General features: G+C 36.3%; 18 protein-coding genes and 1 pseudogene. 15 read left to right on the top strand and 4 right to left on the bottom strand.

The window, feature by feature from the left end; all coding sequences use genetic code 11:
* Positions 1-457: 457 nt before the first annotated feature.
* Positions 458-1,402: a rhodanese-related sulfurtransferase gene (locus ACEWK1_RS14630; RefSeq protein WP_251402709.1), complete on the top strand. Its 945-nt coding sequence runs from the start codon at positions 458-460 to the stop codon at positions 1,400-1,402.
* A gap of 221 nt (positions 1,403-1,623) precedes the next feature.
* Positions 1,624-3,504, top strand: a complete 1,881-nt coding sequence (gene htpG / locus ACEWK1_RS14625) for a molecular chaperone HtpG (protein WP_121663198.1) — start codon at positions 1,624-1,626, stop codon at positions 3,502-3,504.
* A 56-nt stretch (positions 3,505-3,560) separates the two neighbouring features.
* Here htpG and ACEWK1_RS14620 read toward each other — a convergent pair whose 3' ends face one another.
* Positions 3,561-4,121, bottom strand: a complete 561-nt coding sequence (locus tag ACEWK1_RS14620; protein WP_121663197.1) for a TetR/AcrR family transcriptional regulator — start codon at positions 4,119-4,121, stop codon at positions 3,561-3,563.
* Positions 4,122-4,435: 314 nt separating this feature from the next.
* Here ACEWK1_RS14620 and speB (ACEWK1_RS14615) point away from each other — a divergent pair, with 314 nt between their 5' ends.
* The 7 genes and pseudogenes from speB (ACEWK1_RS14615) to speE all read left to right on the top strand — a co-directional run bounded on the left by speB (ACEWK1_RS14615) (position 4,436) and on the right by speE (position 11,330).
* Positions 4,436-5,407: an agmatinase gene (speB, locus tag ACEWK1_RS14615; RefSeq protein WP_121663196.1), complete on the top strand. Its 972-nt coding sequence runs from the start codon at positions 4,436-4,438 to the stop codon at positions 5,405-5,407.
* 23 nt (positions 5,408-5,430) lie between these two features.
* Positions 5,431-6,453, top strand: coding sequence for an ABC transporter substrate-binding protein (locus ACEWK1_RS14610; RefSeq protein WP_162987446.1), 1,023 nt, complete (start codon positions 5,431-5,433; stop codon positions 6,451-6,453).
* A gap of 21 nt (positions 6,454-6,474) precedes the next feature.
* Entirely contained in the window at positions 6,475-7,350 is an 876-nt protein-coding gene (locus ACEWK1_RS14605) for an ABC transporter permease (RefSeq protein ID WP_232273837.1), read from the top strand.
* A gap of 26 nt (positions 7,351-7,376) precedes the next feature.
* Positions 7,377-8,159: an ABC transporter ATP-binding protein gene (locus ACEWK1_RS14600; protein ID WP_416636435.1), complete on the top strand. Its 783-nt coding sequence runs from the start codon at positions 7,377-7,379 to the stop codon at positions 8,157-8,159.
* A 21-nt stretch (positions 8,160-8,180) separates the two neighbouring features.
* Positions 8,181-9,509, top strand: coding sequence for an aspartate aminotransferase family protein (locus ACEWK1_RS14595; RefSeq protein WP_212137776.1), 1,329 nt, complete (start codon positions 8,181-8,183; stop codon positions 9,507-9,509).
* A gap of 56 nt (positions 9,510-9,565) precedes the next feature.
* Positions 9,566-10,462 carry an agmatinase gene (gene speB / locus ACEWK1_RS14590; protein WP_121663192.1) on the top strand — a complete coding sequence of 299 codons (897 nt, stop codon included), beginning with the start codon at positions 9,566-9,568 and terminating at the stop codon, positions 10,460-10,462.
* Between the two features lie 20 nt (positions 10,463-10,482).
* Positions 10,483-11,330 (top strand): annotated as a pseudogene (gene speE, locus ACEWK1_RS14585) (polyamine aminopropyltransferase).
* A 45-nt stretch (positions 11,331-11,375) separates the two neighbouring features.
* Here the strand turns inward: speE and ACEWK1_RS14580 are convergent.
* Positions 11,376-12,836 carry a PLP-dependent aminotransferase family protein gene (locus ACEWK1_RS14580; RefSeq protein ID WP_416636434.1) on the bottom strand — a complete coding sequence of 487 codons (1,461 nt, stop codon included), beginning with the start codon at positions 12,834-12,836 and terminating at the stop codon, positions 11,376-11,378.
* A gap of 80 nt (positions 12,837-12,916) precedes the next feature.
* Here ACEWK1_RS14580 and ACEWK1_RS14575 point away from each other — a divergent pair, with 80 nt between their 5' ends.
* Positions 12,917-13,834, top strand: a complete 918-nt coding sequence (locus ACEWK1_RS14575) for a DMT family transporter (RefSeq protein WP_416636433.1) — start codon at positions 12,917-12,919, stop codon at positions 13,832-13,834.
* 403 nt (positions 13,835-14,237) lie between these two features.
* Here ACEWK1_RS14575 and ACEWK1_RS14570 read toward each other — a convergent pair whose 3' ends face one another.
* A complete protein-coding gene (locus ACEWK1_RS14570; protein ID WP_257535880.1) occupies positions 14,238-14,804 on the bottom strand; it encodes a cysteine hydrolase family protein in 567 nt (188 codons plus the stop codon).
* Between the two features lie 120 nt (positions 14,805-14,924).
* Entirely contained in the window at positions 14,925-15,665 is a 741-nt protein-coding gene (locus ACEWK1_RS14565) for a YqcI/YcgG family protein (protein ID WP_121663189.1), read from the bottom strand.
* A gap of 191 nt (positions 15,666-15,856) precedes the next feature.
* On the opposite strand from ACEWK1_RS14565, the gene ACEWK1_RS14560 reads away from it, so the two are divergent.
* The 5 genes from ACEWK1_RS14560 to ACEWK1_RS14540 all read left to right on the top strand — a co-directional run bounded on the left by ACEWK1_RS14560 (position 15,857) and on the right by ACEWK1_RS14540 (position 20,251).
* On the top strand, positions 15,857-17,290 hold the full coding sequence (locus ACEWK1_RS14560) for a PQQ-dependent sugar dehydrogenase (protein ID WP_416636432.1): 1,434 nt from the start codon (positions 15,857-15,859) through the stop codon (positions 17,288-17,290).
* A complete protein-coding gene (locus ACEWK1_RS14555) occupies positions 17,241-17,858 on the top strand; it encodes a hypothetical protein (protein ID WP_232273838.1) in 618 nt (205 codons plus the stop codon). Before ACEWK1_RS14560 ends, ACEWK1_RS14555 begins: the two co-directional genes overlap by 50 nt.
* A gap of 131 nt (positions 17,859-17,989) precedes the next feature.
* Complete coding sequence (locus ACEWK1_RS14550; protein ID WP_212137788.1) at positions 17,990-18,592, top strand: hypothetical protein; 603 nt, start codon at positions 17,990-17,992, stop codon at positions 18,590-18,592.
* A 211-nt stretch (positions 18,593-18,803) separates the two neighbouring features.
* Complete coding sequence (locus tag ACEWK1_RS14545; protein WP_373995075.1) at positions 18,804-19,820, top strand: STAS domain-containing protein; 1,017 nt, start codon at positions 18,804-18,806, stop codon at positions 19,818-19,820.
* A 203-nt stretch (positions 19,821-20,023) separates the two neighbouring features.
* Complete coding sequence (locus ACEWK1_RS14540; protein ID WP_232273839.1) at positions 20,024-20,251, top strand: hypothetical protein; 228 nt, start codon at positions 20,024-20,026, stop codon at positions 20,249-20,251.
* The last annotated feature ends 34 nt before the right edge of the window (positions 20,252-20,285 follow it).

Genomic DNA, 20,285 nt, shown 5'->3' with positions numbered 1-20,285 from the left:
TCATCGCGGGAATGAACGACAAAACGATGGAGAAAAGCAAGGGAAGTGTCGTTCATCGCGGGAATGAACGACAAAACGATCGAGAAAAACAAGGGAAGTGTCGTTCATCGCGGGAATGAACGACAAAACGATCGAGAAAAGCAAGAGAAGTGTCGTTCATCGCGGGAATGAACGACAAAACCATGGAGAAAAGCAAGAGAAGTGTCGTTCATCACGGGAATGAACGACAAAACGACTGAGAAAAACAAGAGAAGTGTCGTTCATCGCGGGAATGAATAAAAATCGGAGAGAACACAAATAAAATTGGTATTTCTCACCTTTGTAAACTATCAATTTGCATTTTCATAGAAAATTTGTTTAAATAAGATGTTACATTTTATAAACAAGTAAAATGTAAAAGCAAGTAACCATCTCTGTATGTATATCTTGCAAATATAATATAGAAGGTGAAAAATATATGTCAAAAGAATATCGCGTTTTACTATACTATCACTATGTTCATATTGATAACCCTGAAGAGTATGCTCAAGAGCATTTAGAGTTTTGTAAAAACCTTGGGCTAAAAGGTAGAATTTTAATAGCTTCTGAAGGAATTAATGGAACGGTTTCAGGAACTGTTGAGCAAACGGATCAATACATGGTTCACATGAAAGAAGATCCACGCTTTGCTGAAATGGTTTATAAAATAGATGAAGAAGATGAGCATGCCTTCAAAAAAATGAAGGTTCGTCATCGTCCAGAGCTTGTGACGCTTCGTTTAGAAGAGGATGTTAACCCGTTAGAGCTAACAGGTAAATATTACAGCCCTAAAGAATTTATGGAAGCAATGAAACAAGAAGATACAGTTATTATTGATGCTAGAAATGACTATGAGTATGCTGTTGGTCATTTCAAAAATGCTATTTTACCTGATATTAATACGTTTAAAGAGTTACCAGATTGGATTCGTCAAAACAAAGAAAAGTTTGAAGGGAAAAAGATCTTAACGTATTGCACAGGTGGTATTCGTTGTGAAAAATTCTCAGGTTGGCTTCGTCAAGAGGGATTTGAGGATGTAGCACAGCTTCACGGCGGGATTGTTACTTATGGTAAAGATCCTGAAGTACAAGGGAAGGATTGGGACGGTCAGTGTTATGTATTTGATGAGCGTCTAATCGTACCTGTTAACCAAGTAGAACCAACTGTTATTGGAAAAGATCATTTTACTGGTGAACCTTGTGAACGCTTTGTTAACTGTGGTAATCCTGAATGTAATAAAAAAATTCTTTGCTCTGAGGAAAATGAGCATAAATACTTGCGCGCATGTAGTCATGAGTGCCGAGTACATGAACGTAATCGCTATGTTTCGGAAAATGGATTAACAGAAGAGCAGGTAACAGAAAGATTAGCTGCTTTAGTATAAAAAGTTGAAGTGCAATGACTGCTAATTCTTAGCTTTCATTGCACTTTTTTATTTGCCACCAGTTGACATTGATAAGAGAAATATGATATTTAAATAATAGTTTAGCACTCTAGAGCATAGAGTGCTAAACTAAAAGAAGGAGTGTCCATAGAACACCTAATCATTTTCTATTTTACTACATAATAAAGTAGGATAAATTTTTGAAGAGGAGAGGTTGTAAATTGGAAAAAAAGCAATTTAAAGCAGAATCCAAAAGATTGTTGGAAATGATGATTAACTCTATTTACTCACAACGAGAGGTGTTTTTAAGAGAGTTAATTTCAAATGCTAGTGATGCGATTGATAAAATCTACTACAAAGCACTAACAGATGATTCATTAAGCTTTGAAAAGGACAGTTATTTTATCAAACTTACACCAAATAAAGAGAATAGAACACTTACTATTTTAGATACAGGAATTGGCATGACAAAGGAAGAGCTTGAAAACAACCTTGGTGTTATTGCCAAAAGTGGTTCCTTAGCATTCAAAAAGGAAAATGAATCAAAGGATGGCCATGATATTATTGGTCAGTTTGGAGTTGGGTTTTACGCTGCATTTATGGTAGCTGATGTTGTTACTGTTATCAGTAAAGCGCTTGGAAGTGATGAAGCTTACAAATGGGAATCACAAGGTGCTGAAGGCTACTCTATTGAACCATATGAAAAAGAAACAGTTGGTACAGAAATTATTTTAAAGATAAAAGAAAATGAAGAAGAAGAAAACTATGATGAGTTTTTAGAAGAATATAAATTAAAATCAATCATTAAAAAATACTCTGATTTTATTCGCTATCCAATCAAAATGGATGTTAAAGGCCAACGAGCTAAAGAAGGCAGCGATAATGAGTTAGAAGAATACGAAGAAGAACAAATTATTAACAGCATGGTACCAATCTGGAGAAAAAACAAAAATGAATTAACAGATGATGACTATGTAGCCTTTTACAATGAAAAGCATTACGGATTTGATAAGCCGATTAAGCATATCCATATTAATGTTGACGGTACAGTAAGATACAATGCAATTCTTTATATCCCTGAAAACATGCCATTTGATTACTATTCAAAGGAATATGAAAAGGGCTTAGAGCTATATTCAAACGGCGTACTAATCATGAATAAATGTCCGGAACTCCTTCCAGATTATTTTAGCTTTGTTAAAGGAATGGTTGATTCTGAGGATTTATCACTTAATATTTCAAGGGAAATTTTACAGCAAGATCGTCAGTTAAAGTTCATTTCAAAAAACATTAGCAAAAAGATTAAAAATGAATTGAAAAGTCTCATGAAAAATGATCGTGAAAATTATGAGAAGTTTTACAAATCCTTTGGTAGACAGCTAAAATATGGAGTGTACAGTGACTTTGGAAGCAACAAAGAAGTGTTACAGGACTTATTAATGTTTTATTCTTCAAAAGAGAAAAAGCTTGTTTCACTTGATGAGTATGTTTCAAGAATGGCTGAAGATCAAAAGTATATTTACTATGCTTCTGGTGAGTCGATCGAGAGAATTGAAAAATTACCACAAACAGAATTAGTTTCTGAAAAAGGCTATGAAATTCTTTTCTTTACAGAAGATATTGATGAGTTTGCGATCAAAATGCTCATGAACTATAACGAAAAAGAATTCAAATCGGTTTCTAGCGGTGACTTAGGAATTGAGTCAGAAGAAGATCAAAAGCAAACAGAATCCGAGCAAACTGAAAATAAAGAGCTCTTTGAGTTCATGAAAAATATTCTATCAAATAAAGTGAAGGATGTTAGATTATCTAAGCGTCTAAAATCTCATCCTGTTTGTTTAACAACAGAAGGTGAAGTAACAATTGAAATGGAAAAAATTCTAAGTGCTATGCCTGATAATCAAAATGTAAAGGCAGAAAAAATCTTAGAAATCAACAGCAACCACGAAGTGTTTCAATCTCTAAAAAATGCATTTGATAGTGACAAAGAAAAAGTAACACTCTATACAAACCTTCTTTACAACCAAGCATTGTTAATTGAAGGCTTACCAATTCAAGATCCTGTTGAGTTTACAAATGATATGTGTAAGGTAATGGTATAATGAGAAATCCACCAGTTTTGAAAGCTGGTGGATTTTTTTATAAGATGTTTATGGGGTTAATCGGCTTCTTTTACCAATCCAAATAACAATATTTCTCCTACCGTTGTAAATGCTTCTGTTAGGTTAATATTATGCTTAATTAAATAGTTTTGATCAAAGAACCAATGTGTACCATTAGAGATTAACTTCATGACAATATTAAAATTAAATTCTTTAATAACTCCTTCTTCTACACCCTTTTCTAAAAGGGATCTTAAGTTATTCCACGTGTTATTTAAACCGAACATGACTTTTTCCCATTGTTCCGGATAATATTTTTTCATTTGATCAAGGATTTGCTGATCATATAGATCAAAAAAAGTAGGGACAATAATTAGTACTTCTTTTATTTTCTGTATAGTGGAAATGTCTTGTTTATCAAGAATAATTTTCTCCTTTTCTTCTATATCATGAAAGGATTTAATGATAATTTCATCTAAAATATCTTTCTTAGATGAATAATGCTCATAAATTGTTCTTTTACTAACACCTAAATTTTCTGCTAACTCATCCATTGTGAATTTTATTCCTTTTCTTTGAACTTCTTCTATAAATGCCACCATAATTCTTTCTTTCATTTTATCCACCCTTTTCAATTTTCAGTGTAGTGGAAGCAAAAACTATATAAACAAAAAATGTTTATATAGTTTCCATCGTAAAAAAAGGTAAGGTGAAAGTCAATGAAAATTCAGGAATCTAACTTATATTTTCAGATTATTCAAAAAATACGTCATAGAATCTTCCAAGCTTATAGTCAGTGCATGATACCTGTGATTTAATGGGACTAAGTTAAAAATTAGAAAAGAAAATATTCTCCTAGAAGATAGCGAAGTAACCTCAATTATTGAGGTTTAAGTTTTAAGAAAACTGAAAAAACGAAAGGAGTTTTATTATGTACAGACCAGAAACTAGTAGAGAGATGCCAATTTTTTCGGGGATTAGAACTTTCATGCACTTACCACATTCCAAAACAAAGGAGAACATTGATTTTGCTATTTTAGGTCATCCCTTTGATACAGGGGTCACGTTTGCCACTGGAACGAGATTTGGTCCTGAGGCCATTCGTTCCCGATCAACTCGATTACATACGTATAATCCGGGGTTGGATATTGATGTGTTTGATTATCTTTCTGGTGTAGATAGTGGGGATATGCAGACGGTACCAGGATATACAGAAGAAACTTATGACATGATTCAAAAACAACTTGTTCCATATTTTCAGAGAGGAATTGTTCCAATCATTTTAGGTGGTGATCATGGAATTTCACTCCCACATTTACGTGCAGCTGCAGAAGTATTTGGTCCTGTTAGTTTACTTCATTTTGATGCACATAGTGATACATGGGACACATCTTATGGAGGAAAAAAATATACACATGCAACCATGTTTAGAAGAGCGGTTGAAGAAGGAATTGTAGATACGTCAAAATCGATACAAATTGGGATGAGATTGTATTCTAAGCAAGATCTAGAAGAACAAAAAGGTCTAGGCTACGAAGTAATAACTGGGCTAGAGCTACACGAAATTGGTACGAAGGAAGTGATAAAAAGAGCACGCCAGCGTATTGGAAACAGTCCAACTTTCTTAACATTTGATATTGATTTCTTAGATCCTGCATATGCACCTGGAACCGGTACACCTGAGGTTGGAGGGTTTACAATTGCACAAGCATTGGAACTTTTAAGGGGTGTGGCTGGTTCGAATTTTATTGGCTTTGATTTAGTTGAGGTGTTACCTGATCGTGATCCGACAGGGGTTACTGCTTTAAATGCCGCGCATATTGCCTTTGAATTTTTATCATTACTTGCATATAAGAAAAGAGCAAACGAACTAGTGACTGTACATGAAGAATCGTTGAAATGAATGGAAGAGAGGATGGAGTAAATATGAATCACTTAAAGAAACGAGTGTTATCTATCTTTTTGTTAATCTCTTTATTAGTCCTTACAGCCTGCGGTAATTCTGAAAGCACATCATCCGCTTCTGAGTCAGAGAAGGAGACAACGAAGATCCGAATAGGAACAGTGACATGGATCGGTTATTCCGGACTATGGCTTGCACAAGACTTAGGATATTTTGAGGAAGAAGGTTTGGAAGTTGATTATTCAACCATAGAAGATACTGCTCAAATTAAAAGCTCACTTGCATCAAATAAAATTGACGCAATGGCAACGACAATTGATAGCCTTCCAAGAAGCTTAACAGAAGGATTAGCTCTAAAAGCAGTCTTTGGTCTTGATCAATCACAAGGAGCAGATGGAATTATTGCAAAGAAGGAGATAGAAGACGTTAGTGATTTAAAAGGGAAAGAAGTTGCAGTAGAAGTTGGATCTGTTAGTGAATGGTTTCTTGCTAATGTTCTATCAGATCATGGATTATCGTTAGATGATGTGAAGGTGAAAGAAATGACATCTTCTGAAGCTGGTGCAGCCTTTTCTTCTGGGAAAGTTGATGCTGCTGTTACATGGGAGCCATGGTTAAGTAATGCGGAGGCATCAGATTTTGGAAAGGTTCTTGTTAGTTCTGCTGATTATCCTGATCTAATCGTTGATGTATTTGCTTTTGGTGAAAAGTTTATCGAAGACAATCCGGAAGCAGTGAAGGCTTTCGCAAAAGCTTACGATCGGGCTGTTACTTATTTAAACGAAAATCCGGAAGAAGCTTATAAAGTACTTGGAAAGAGAATTAATGGATCAGCAGATGATGCAAAGGCTCAGCTTGAGGGCTTGCATATCATGACAATTGATGATTCAAAAGAATTCTTTGGTACAACATCAGATCCAGGAAGTGCGCTTGAATTAGCAGAAACAGCGGCAGGCTTATGGTTTGAGAAGGGTGTTATGAAAGAAGAAGCTGACCCCGAAAAAGTAAAAGGGGCGATAGATCCTTCGTTTATTTCAGAAAATTAATCTTTCAGGGAGGTATGTTCAATGGAGAAAAGCACCTCACATACGAATGAATTAAAAACCATACCAATTTCAGAACATGAAATGGAAAAGGAAGGTAGGTTTAAGGAGATTCTTTCTCGGTACTTTACACCAAAAGAATCAATTTCAAAAACGGAATCAAAGATTTTGGCTACCTTACCATTTGTGTTGCTTCTCATTTTTTGGTCAGCACTAACATATTCTGGAATTCTCCCAACTGTTTTCTTACCAACTCCAACTGCAGTGCTAGCCACAGTCTGGGAACTATTTGCAGAGCAACAATTTATTGTGGATATAGGTACTAGTTTCTTTAGGATTCTTGTTGGATATGTATTAGCTGCTGTTTTAGCTGTCCCACTTGGAATTTTAATGGGGTCTTACAGTGGACCGAGAAGTTTTTTTGAACCTATCATTGGAATAGCTAGGTATCTCCCGGTTACTGCTCTCATTCCATTGTTTATTCTTTGGATGGGCATCGGAGAAACTGAAAAAATTGCGGTCATCTTCTTTGGTACATTTTTCCCTTTAGTTTTCTTAATAATGGATGTGTCTTCAAATGTTTCGAAAGATTTATTAAATGTTTCTTATACATTAGGAGCAAATAGAAGGAAGCTCTTTACAAGTGTATTAGTTCCAGCTTGTATGCCTGGAGTAGTGGATAATCTTCGTTCTGTACTAGGTTGGACCTGGACCTATTTAATCGTTGCTGAGTTAGTTGCAGCAGAAACAGGAATTGGTCATGTGATCATGACGGCTCAACGCTACTTAAATACAGGGCAAATAATTGGTGGAGTTATTATTATTGGGCTGTTGGGCTTTTTTAGTGATTTTCTATTCGCAAAACTTTATCGTAAACTATTTCCTTATGTAAAAAGGTAAGAAACTTAAATAAAGGGTGTGAAGGCATGATAACGATTAGATCTCTTAGTAAACAGTTTCCAGCAGAGCCTAAACCAGTAACAGCACTTGAAGAAGTAAACATGGATATTCAAGATGGTCAATTTACTTGTATTGTAGGTGCATCTGGTTGCGGAAAATCAACCTTATTAAAAATAGTGGGAGGACTAGAGAAACCATCAACAGGATTTGTAAAGGTTAATGAAAAAACAAACCCAAAACCTGATAAAAGCAGAGGGATGATGTTTCAAAGTTACACTCTTTATCCGTGGTTAACAGTTCGGCAAAATATTGAGTTTGGTCTTAAAATTCAAAATGTCCCACAAGCTGAAAGAGAGAAAGTCTCAGAAATGCTCATTGATCAAATAAAGCTAAGGGGATTTGAACATCTATATCCATCTTCGTTATCCGGAGGAATGCAACAAAGGGTTGCAATAGCAAGAATGTTAGCCAATGATCCAGAAATCCTTTTAATGGATGAACCATTTGGGGCTTTAGATGCCCAAACAAGGACACTTATGCAAAGTCTATTAATTGATTTATGGGAAAAAAATCATAAAACAGTTTTATTTGTTACACATGATATCGATGAAGCCATTATTTTAGGAGATGTTGTCTATGTTATGTCCTCTCATCCGGGAAAGGTGAAAAAGAGAATTGAAATTCCACTCGAACGTCCAAGATATCATGATAGTTTCTTAGAACCGGAATACAGGGAAATAAAGCAGGAAATTACTGAATTACTATATGATGAAAATCAAAAAAGCTTAAGAGCTCCAGTATTAAATTAACTATTTATGGGAGGATGAAAAATGCTAGAGGTAAAACAACAAAATCATATTGATGAGTTAATAGAACATGATAAGAAGTATTTCCTCCATCCATCATCATCAATTAAGTCTCAGCAGGAAAAAGGGCCGGAGTTTATTTTCACTAAAGGGGAAGGAGTGTATTTAGAAGATATTGAAGGGAAGAAAGTGATAGATGGCTTATCTTCTCTATGGAATGTGAATGTTGGGCATGGAAGAACTGAATTAGCCACTGTTGCGATGGAACAAATGAGTAAGCTTGGATACAGCACTGCGTTTGGAACGGTCAGTCATGAACCAGCCATTCAGCTGGCAAAAAAACTATCAGAAATTTCACCAGGTAATCTGAGAGCCACCTTTTTTACTTCAGGTGGTTCTGAAGCAACAGACACGGCCTTCAAGCTGGTTCGCCATTATTGGAAGGTAAAAGGAAAACCTGATAAAACAAAGATCATTGCAAGAAAAAATGCTTACCACGGGCTCACAATCGGTTCTACAAGTGCCACGGGTATCGAACATTTTCAAAGGTTTATAGGTTCTAAAGCACCGGATTTTCTACATGTTGAAGCATTTTCACATCATGCACTTCGTGAAGCCATATTAGCACAAGGTCCGGAAACAATAGCTGCATTCATTGCTGAGCCTGTTCAAGGCGCTGGCGGGGTGCATGTTCCTCCCCCTGAATATTTTATTGAAATTAGAAAGATATGTGATGAATTTGATATCTTATTCATTGCAGATGAAGTTATTACTGGATTTGGAAGGACAGGAAAGATGTTTGCGATGGAGCATTGGAATGTTACCCCAGATATGATGTGCTTTGCTAAAGGGGTTACAAGTGGTTATTTTCCTTTAGGAGGAGTTATGCTTTCAGAGAGGATGCATCAAGAATTAATCATGTATTCCAATGATGCTCTTTTTCATGGGTTTACTTATAGTGGTCATCCGGTTGCATGTGCTGTTGCTTTAAAAAATATTGATATTCTAGAAAAAGAAGGTATTTTAACCAATGTTAGCAATATGGGCGAGAAACTATATCTTGGTTTGAAGAAATTAGTCCAAACAACAAATAGTGTTAGTGAGGTAAGAGGACTTGGATTAATGGCCGCCATTGAGTTTGAAAATGAGAAAACAACTGAAAAGTTATCTATAAAAGTAAGCAAGGAAGCTATTAAAAGAGGTTTAATTTGTAGGAACATCGAGCATGCAGGACAAGATTCATTAGTATTTGCTCCCCCATTAATTATTTCCAATGATGAAGTAGATAAACTGCTCAACATTGTGTATGACGCTATCATGGAGGTTGAAAATACAATTCACAAGTGTGTGTAAACTTAAAAAACTAATTTAGTTTTATGTGAAATTATATCATAAAAGAGGTGTAGGAAATGAGTAAAAAACACGATTTTTTGGCTTATGCTGGTGCGGTAACTTTTTGTAGATGCAAACAAACAACAGATTTAGAAGGGGTGGATGTTGCAGTAATGGGTGTTCCATTTGATTGTGGTGTGTCTAACCGCTCAGGTACAAGATTGGGTCCCCGTTCTATTAGGGAAACATCAATGTTTGTTGGAACCTTTCATTATCCATGGGATTATGAAGTAACAGAAAAATATAACATCATTGATTATGGTGATGTTGGATATTCAATAGGAAATGATACAACACATTTCATGATTGAAGATTCTTATGAACATGCAAAAAAAATCTTAGACTCAGGTGCAAAACTTCTCACTCTTGGTGGAGATCACACAATTCCATATGGATTAATTAGAGCTGCAAGTGAAAAGTACGGAAAATTGGCTTTATTACATTTTGATAGCCATGAAGATACATTTCCTGGAGTAAGCACGGGCGAGATTTTCCATGGCTCCTTTGCCTATGATTTACAAGAAGAAGGATGTATTGATCCAGGTAAATCGGCTCAAGTTTATATTCGAACAAATATGAATGAGTGTGGATACAACATCATTTATGCAAATGAAGCTCTGGCGATGGGTCCAGAAGCTCTTGCTAGTAGAATTAAAGAAATTATTGGTGATACGCCAGTCTATTTAACATTTGATATCGATTCATTAGACCCTTCGTATGCTCCTGGAACGGGAACCCCGGTGGTTGGGGGGCCGTCGACGCAAGAGATGCGTTCAGTTTTGCAACAACTTAAAGGATTAAATATCGTAGCAGCGGACCTTGTAGAGGTAGCACCAATCTATGACCCTACTGAAGCAACAAGACTAGCAGCTGCAACAATTGCAAGAGACTTACTATATTTATTGGTAGATTAATATAATAAAAGGAGAATAGTATGGGACTTTGGTTTACTGAAAAACAAACTGACCATTTTGGAATAACTGTAAAAGTAAAAGAAACATTGCATTCTGAACAAACAAATTTCCAAAAGCATGAGGTTGTTAAAACAGAAGAATTTGGTAATATGCTGTTGCTTGATGGTTTAGTCATGACGACAGAAAGAGATGAATTTACGTACCATGAAATGATCACTCACCCTGCATTATTTACTCATCCTAATCCTAGACATGTTTTAGTGGTTGGTGGAGGAGATGGGGGACTGTTCGTGAAGTATTAAAGCATCCGTTAGTAGAAAAAGTGACTCAAGTCGAAATTGATCAAAAAGTCATTGAGTATTCAAAGAAATTTCTTCCCTCTATCTCTATTGGATATGAAGACCCTTTAGTTGATGTCATTGTGGGTGATGGATTTTTGCATATACATGAAAATAAAGCTAAATATGATGTTATATTAGTGGATTCTACTGAACCAATCGGTCCTTCTGCAAAGCTGTTTGAGCTAGGGTTTTTTCAAGGAATTTACGAATCATTAAAAGAAGATGGAATCTTTGTTGCCCAATCTGATAATCCTTGGTTTAAGCCTGATTTAATCAAAACGGTTTTTCAAGACGTTTTTGAAATATTTCCAATAACACGTTTGTATACGGCCAATATTCCAACATATCCAAGCGGACTGTGGTCCTTTACATTAGGGTCAAAGGAATACGATCCGTTACAGGTTGAAGTTGAAATACCTCAAGATATGGAGTTATTCTATTATACTGCAAACATACATTATGCAGCTTTTCAATTGCCGAGGTTTATGCAAGAACTGATTAAAATCAGGACTCTGAAAAGAGTGTGAAAAAATCTTACTAGAAACCACCTATTTTTTTCTAATAGGTGGTTTCTATTTTTGTATGTGCTCCTCCTCCAACCTCTGTGCAACCTCTACAAACTGCTTCATTCCATCCTTTAACTTTTTTTCATTTTCGTATGAAAAGCTTAGACGTATCCGACGAGATTCCTGTTTTAATGGATCACATACTACACCTGGTACAAATGAGATAGAGTGTTGAAGGCTTTTTGACAGCAATGATTCAATTGATAAATTATCGGGCAGTTGTACCCATAAACTTAAACCGCCTTGTGGACTGCTCCATTTCCAGTTTGTTTTCGCTAATTCCTCTTCCATCATTTCCTTCCTAATCTGTAAGGCGATTCTTAGCTTTTCTAAATGTTGATGTAATCGTAAGGACGAAAAATAATGGAGAAAAATCTTCTGATTAAGAAGAGGTGATCCATTATCAATTAACGATTTTGACGTGAGTAACATCGGCATAATAGAAGGCTGACAAACAATCACAGCAACCCTTAATCCTGGCGAGATATATTTGCAAAAGCTTCGAACATAAATGACGGTCCCAGCTGTATCGTACGTATAAATCGGTAGAGGTGGGGGCTGTTTATAGTAAATATCATGATAAGCATCATCTTCTATAATTAAACAACGATACTGTTCTGCTAATTCTACTACTCTTTTTCTTTGTTCTACTGAAATGGTATAGCCAGTTGGATTGTGAAAGGTTGGATTTGTGTAAAATAGTCGTGGCTTGTATTGCTTTAGCATGCTTTCTAGCTTTTCTAAGTCATATCCATTTTCGGATATATCAACAGTCAGAATTCGTGCTCCTTGCGCTTGAAATATATCAATTGCAGCACTATAACTTGGTCTCTCAAAAAGGACAATATCTCCGGGTTTAATAAAAGCTTCTGAGATCAAATGAATGGCCTGTTGTGATCCAGAAGTAATCAATAGGTGATCTTTCGTGAGATGTGTTTTAAATTGTTTTACAAAGTATTCAGCAAGAACCTCCCGCAGTTCTTCATCTCCTTGAACAGTTGAATAGGTAGCAAGGACTTTAGGATACAGATCGAACACTTTTTTCACATAGTCTGAAAAAAAATGATTTGGTAAAAGATTCGGGTCGATTAAGGCTTGAGAAAAGTTATAGGTAACAGGTGCTCTATGAATTTCTGATAGGTGATTTTTTTGTGTATAAGCAGCAATGATAGGATTTTCACTATATTCATAGTCTTTATTTATTTGTGGTTGCACATAATAACCTGACTTATCCTTAACATATATTTTCGCTTCATTTTTTAGTAATTGATAGGCTTTTAATACTGTGAGTCTGTGAACGTTGAATTCAGTGGCTAGGCTGCGGACGGAGGGAAGTTTGTCGTGCGTTTTCCATTCTTTCCGCTCTATTTGATTCACTACATAGTGATAGATCTGTTTATATAATAATTGTTCATTTTGCACAGCTTTTGCCAACTCCATTTCCTCTTTATGTAATGATTTTATCATGTTTCCTTTCTAACTGTTCTATTGTGTTCAATCTGTTCTGTAGTGCTAATCGTATGATCAACATAAAGGAGGAGTATAGAATGGTCATTATTAATTATGTTTTTATGTGTATGATTTTTGGGACGACTTTTTTAGCGATAAAAATAGGAGTAGATTCAGGGTTACCACCTTTTTTATCGGGGGGAATTCGCTTTTTTATTGCAGGCTTCCTATTGTTTGTGATTATGCTGGTTAAAGAGAAGAACATCATGTGTTTATTAGTAAGAAAGGAACTTTTTCTATCAGGGGTAGGTTTGACATTTGGGACATTTGCAACATTATATTGGGCAGAACAATATGTAACTTCCGGAATAGCGGCGGTTTTATCAGCGACCGGTCCGATGTTGATCATTGTGATTCAAAGCATCATCTTAAGACACAAAGTTAGAAGAACATCGATTGTTGGATGTGTGATCGGTGTAATAGGAGTTTTTTTTCTTATATTGCCAAGTTTTTCACTTGAGGTGAATTCCTATTGGATCATTGGTTGTTTTGCCATTATTCTTGGAGAGGTTTTTTATGCTTCAGGTACAATCTATACAAAGAGTGTGTCGAAAAACTTTGAAGGAATTCATCCAGTTGTTTTGAATGCGGTTCAGATGATGTATGGGGGAATTTTATTATTTATTTTGGGATTATTAACAGAGGAAATTTCTGTGCAAACAATCATACAACCAGCCTCACTTTTTTCTCTTTTTTATTTAATTGTAATCGGCTCAATGGTTGGTCATAGTTTATTTTATTGGCTGGTAGTTAAGACAGATCCGGTTTTCCCGTCAACCTGGCTTTATATTTCACCTTTTATTGCGGTTGTTGTAGGAGTTCTTTTTTATGATGAGTTTTTTTCTTGGTTAACAGGAGTAGGGGCTGTCACTATTTGTATAGGGATGATTCTTATCAATTATGAAACTTTAAAAGAGCGAGTGATTGCACAAAGGAGCAAATATATAAAGGTTTAGTATGATTTGAGAGGGCAGAGAGAATACTAACGGGTTCAGTTTTACGAATTAACGTTGCTTTTTCTTATGGTTATTCGCACTAGGATTAAAAAGCATTTTTTAAACCATGATTAGCACCCGATTAAGCGAATTCCCAATCTTGATGAATCGACAGGAAATAAGCTACAAAAAAATAAGCGGAGATATTCCTCCTAATGAGGAAATAGCACGAAAAATTGATTAAATAGACGGAAAGATTCCGCCTATTTAATCGAAAAAGATGAAAATGGAGGATTTTCCTATGCTTAACCGGAAAAATTCCGCTTATATCACCCAAACCGAGTTCCATTCTTCAATCTAACCGGAAAAACTCCGCTTATTTATACATTTTTCCAGAACCCGTTAAGAGAATTGACTTTGCCTTTTACTTTAGCTGATTTAATACATCGCTCGTTTTAACAATAGTCGCAAATTCCTTATGTAAGGTTGCCAGTTCTGTTTGATGAATATCTTCGGGAGTATAATATGTACCATTATGATCGGTAACTTCATATGCTGCCGTAGCATCTGAAACAAGAAAGGTTGTAAATCCGAGGTTTCCGCTCATACGTGTTGTTGTTGAAACGCAATGTTGTGTAGATAAACCGGTGATCACAACCGTTTTGATTTGATTTGTCTTTAAATAGGTTTCTAACTGTGTACCAATAAAGGCACTGTTAACATTTTTTTGCATAATTACTTCACCTGATAAAGGCTTAGTGCTGTCTTTAAACTCTGTTCCCTCGGGATTTTTATAATGAAAAGGAGATTGTGGCTCCAATGATAAGTGTTGCGAATAGATGACTGTCCAGTTACGTTTTCTCCACTCTGTTAACAGCGTTAAAATATTGTTTTCAGCTTCTAGGTTGTTTCGTTTACCCCAATAAGGATCATCAAATCCTTTTTGTACATCTAGTACAAGAAGTGCTGGTTGATTTTCAATGATGTTCATTCCTTCGCCTACCTTCTTCTTTAATGTAAGAACACCTATAGTGTAGGTAAGAAAAGAAAGATCCATTCTAAAAGAAAAAATTAGCCCCCATTTTTTAGGAATGGGAGCATAGGAATCCAGCTATTTTTCCCTCTTCTTAAGTATTCGGTGAAAGGGGCATTTGGATAAAGCTGAATCATCATCATGGAGATAATACTGCTTCCATTCAAAATTATCTTCTTTACCATAGCTGTTTAAGTCAGGGTGGATTGAAATAGAATCGTAATTTGTCATTCTTTCTCTAATATTATTTTTTATTTTTTGTGCCAGCTTAGGGGAAGAATTAAATTTCTCAAGTACCCACCTTGGCGTAATAGCAAGCATAAAATACGGAAAATATCGACTTTGGCGATTTTGATGGGCTGGAGTAGCGCAATACATAAAGTACTTTTCACCATGAAAACAAAATTCCCATGCAGAATCATGTGGATCAACAGGAATAGTTTCCGGCCATTCAATGGAATCAAACTCACTTGCCCAACTTAATTGCTTCCAAAATATTTGCTCAAATTGTTCAACACTAGTTTCGGATAAATCGGCTGGCGTTTCATAAAAGATAATGAGAGATGTATATTTACCATAATTTTTTGATTGATTGGTATAAGCTGATAGCAAGCTAGCGAGTTCTTCAGAAGATGAAACGTCTCTAGGATCTCCTACAAAGCCGTATCGTAAATGATTTAATGAATGACCTTGAGTTGCCGGTATACACGGGAACTTTTTTTCTTTATCCACCATTTTTGCCTCAAACTTTTCCAACGCGTCTTTCTTCCAAGGCTGTAGATCATCTATATTCAATGATTTCTTTTCAATTAGTTCCATGTAATCATTAACCTCCTATCACATGTACCATATTCAAAACATTGGGTGTAGGTGAATGACTTAACAGTAAAAAGTTGCGTAGGGGCAAAAATAGGCACGTAATAATGAGGAATAGTTATTTTCTTCCAAGATCATACTGAAAGAGAGAAATGATAACTTCTTATCATATAAAGTCAAAGGAGCTAAGATGAATGATACATACTAAGCAAATTCGGGAGAGGGTTGTCGAGCTGCCGACAACAGCCAGACCGTTGTTGAATCCAGATGATGTCTGGGTGCCTGAGGGTTATAAAGTTGAGGTCGTGGCAGCGGGCTTATCTTTTCCGACTGGGATGGGATTTGCAGATGATGGAACACTTTATATTTTAGAAGGTGGAAGTACATGGCCAACACGTCCAGCGTTACCACCTAGAATTCTTAGTTTAACACCCTCTGGAGAGCTAGATGTATTTGCTGTAGAAACATTAGGTGGACCAAGAGGAGTTACCTATCACGAAGGTTATATCTATGTAACATGTAAAGGTGGATACCTTGCAAGAGTGGTCCGTTATGATGTGAAAACAAAGAAAAGAGAAGTGTTAATTGAAAAGATACCTAGTGGTGGTTGGCACGAACCAGGCGGACCCGTATTTAGTCCTCAGGACGGTTTAATGTACTTTGCCAATGGCTCTGTTTCACAAAATGGCGTATGTTTGCCGGCTGGCTTTACAGTGGACCTAGCAAAGCATCCAGAGGCTCATGATATACCTGGGGATGACATTACTCTTACTGGTCATAACGTAACGTCTAGAAACCCACTCATGCCATTTCCTTTTTTAACAGAAACGGGAGCATTTAAACCGTTTGGAACACCTGCAAAAAAGGGTGAAAAAATTAAGGGAGAACTTTGGTGTTCAACCGGACTTTGGCGTTCAAAGCCGGATGGAAGCGAGCCTGAACTATTAGCATGGGGATTAAGGAATCCTTATGGTTTAGCATTTAATGAAGAGGGTGAGCTGTACGCATCTGATAACTGTTTAGAGGAAAAAGGAGAAAGAGCTATTGCAGGTGATCCTGATCGAATTTGGCATATTCGCAATGCTATGACTTCCCATGGATCTGTAAAAAAACCGGATTGGTATGGATTCCCTGATATGAGAGCAGATGGAGTTACTGTATGGGATGAAAAATGTAAACCTGCGAAGGGGAAAGCGGCAGAGCAATTAATTGAAAATCCGCCTGAATGGGCTGGCCCACCTATTTATCTTGAGAAACCCCATTCTGCAATGACAAAGATGGATTTTAGCCGTTCAGACGATTTTGGGTATCGCGGAGAACTATTTGTAACCGAATGGGGTACATATGCACCGTTAAATTCACCTCATGAGAAAGACCTTAACAACGGTTTTCAAGTTGTAAGGGTTGATGTTAAAACGGGAACATCAGAAGTGTTTATGAAAAATAAGCAACTTGGTGCAGCATCAGCACATCAATCAGGTGGAATAGAGAGACCTGTTGATTGTAAATTTCATCCGGACGGAAAGAGTTTATATATTTTAGATTTTGGTCACTCTCCTGTTACAGAAGGATATATCCATGCCTATGGTCATACAGGTGCGTTATGGAAAATTACAAAAGAAGAATAAGAAAGGAAAAAAGATGAAAACAGAAAATCCCGTATTATTAATTGAGCTAGATGAAGAAATAAGGAATCAGCAATTAAACGAAGTAGAAAAATGGTTTGAACATGTACTAACTGCTCAAATGGCATTTGAAGTTGTGATACAAAAAACAATCCCAAAAATTCAAGAGCCTCACATAAAGGAAGCCATTGAAAAGATAGAGGGTGCTACAAAGGAACATCAGAAAATAGCAAAACAACTATTTCAATTAATTAATCGCAATCCAGATATTGTGATGGACCGCATACTTGGAACAACGATTTCTAAGCTAGAGGAAGGACTGCTCACATTTCAAGATTTGATGGCGGGAGCAGTAGGGTCATGGCAAGGAATGCACCAACTACTTCTTCTCAATCAACAGGCAATGGGTGCCTTTGCGGTTGCTGAACAACTAGGTTTGTCTTTAGGAATAAAAGAAATTGTAAAAGCTACCTTTAAAGTTGTTCATGAAAAAACAATGCACCAACTTTTAATACAAGAATACATGTTGGAAATGGCACCAATTTCTATCCTTTATAAACAAAATGTTTAATTAAAGAATAGTGAAAGATTTCCGTTGGTCCTGCCCGTGGAGTCTTTCACTGCTAAAAAAGGACAGGTATTACGGAACGAAACTGGTCTAAATAGGCTTTCAGCAGCATTTAACTAATAGGGGGTGTAAAAATGAGAACATTTCTAAGTAGGGGAATACGAGCACTATTTCACAATAAAATGAATGATGTACCAACAATGGATCATTATTCACAACTTAGCAAAATAGCAATGGGAGCTATAATGGCAGCTTTGGCAGTCATATTTCAATCTGCGGGTATATTTATTGGATTTGGATATGTGTTGAGTATGTTAGCTACATGGCCAATGATTATTGCCGCATCGATCTCATTCCAAATAGGGATCTTGGCCTATGTAACAACAATTTTCTTACTGGCGATTGTTCAACCGAGTGAGGTATTAGTGTTCGCATTTACAACGGGTCTGCTAGGAATAAGTATAGGATACGGATTAAGAAAAGTGAAAAATGTATTTAAAGTCATGCTTTTTGCTGGTGCAACAATGTTACTTGGAATTATTGTCTTAATTACTTTATTTCAATTTCCCATCTTGGGTCCATCGGCAAACTCATTAGGATTTGGAATGCTAGGCAGCATATTCTTATTTTCATTATTGTACAGTTGGATTTGGATTAAAGTTAGTCTGATTGGAATGAAGGTTTTACAGAAAGCAATACCTGAAAGAAAACCATCTTTATATGACCGCGAAGGTTGAGAACATAAGAGAGCCTCTATAAAAGAAGCTCCTTTTTTTACGATTTAAATAGAGTTTTTTACATAATGAAGTAGTAAGCTCCAATATAGATAAGACAAAAGGTAAAAGGACTTCTTATACTTGAAGAATTTTTTAGTTTGTTGGACTTCTTATTTAGGAGTATCTATAATTAATAGAATAATAGCTATGCTTTACAAAAGGTGGGTTTATAGTGGGAAATGAAAACATAAATATAAACGGACTTCAGTTTGAGTGGGATGTACAAAAAGGGACTTTTCAATTTGAAGGTCAGGAAGCCGTTCTTTTTTGGATATCTACAGCTATGAAGTCTTTTTTTGATACAATCGAAGAAATTTCCGGTGCGGAAGCATCTAGCTTAGTTTTTGAAACTTCTGGATTTAGGCAAGGGTTGGTCGTTGGTGAGTACTTTGAAAAAATGAAAGATTTAAGTGTAGAAGAGGCAGCAAAATCCATCACATCTACGTATGCTTCAGCAGGGTGGGGGCAAATAGAGGTCAAAAATCTTTGCTACGAAACCAAGACATTAACTGCTTATCTGAAAAATACGTGGGAATATAAAATTAATGTCGCTCAGGATAAACAGCAGGAAGGTAAGTTTCTTCCTGCACATTTTGCAGGTATCTTTTCTGGGTTGTTCGGAACAAATATTTGGTATGAAGTTGTTCAACAACAGCTTGAAGGCCATGAATACAGTATTATTAACTATTATCCATCAGAAATAAGTATTACACAAAATATTCATCAATTAGCCCGGAAAAAAGAGTCGGAACAAATACAGCAACTAGAAAAACTGGTTGAAGAAAAGACAAAAGAACTAAAAGATCTCGTCAAGCAGCTTTCTTCACCAATTATTCCTGTACTTGAAGGAATTGTGGTCGTTCCGTTAATTGGAAAATATGAGGTGGATCGCGCTGAAGAACTGATTACAAATACTTTAAATAATCTACCTTCACACAAAGCTAGTTACCTTATTTTAGATTTAACTGGTCTTGATAAAGATATTAGTGAGCATACAGCAAGCTTAATAGAAAAGATCGGTTCTGCTTCGTCGTTAATTGGTTCTAAAACAATATTAGTTGGAATTAATCCAGAATTAAGTCTGATCATCTCTCAGTCAGGAATGAATTTCTCACAGTTTGATTGCTTTCAATCATTACAACATGGGATACATTTTGCGCTAGGGCAAATGGGGAGAAGAATTCTATAAAGGGTTCTAAGGAGGCATGCTGCTGCATGCTTCTTTTTAATGATTTTAAAAATGGATCTTAATGTATATAACGACAAAACTCAGAGTGGCGGAGTCGAAATATCGTTCATCGGTAGTATGAACGACAAAACACAGTATGGCTGGGATCAGAATGTCGTTCATCGTGGGTATGAACGACAAAACACAGAGTGGCGGGGATCGAAATGTCGTTCATCGTGGGTATGAACGACAAAACACAGAGTGGCGGAGTCGAAATGTCGTTCATCGGGAGTATGAACGACAAAACACAGAGTGGCGGGGATCAGAATGTCGTTCATCGTGGGTATGAACGACAAAACATAGAGTGGCGAAGTCGAAATGTCGTTCATCGGGAGTATGAACGACAAATCACAGTATGGCTGGGATCAGAATGTCGTTCATCGTGGGTATGAACGACAAAACACAGAGTGGCGGGGATCGAAATGT

The organism is Metabacillus sp. YM-086 (assembly GCF_048059995.1).
Lineage (GTDB): Bacteria > Bacillota > Bacilli > Bacillales > Bacillaceae > Metabacillus > Metabacillus litoralis_B.
The sequence above is the reverse complement of the archived record's forward strand: the minus strand, read 5'-3'. Positions and strand labels throughout refer to the sequence as shown.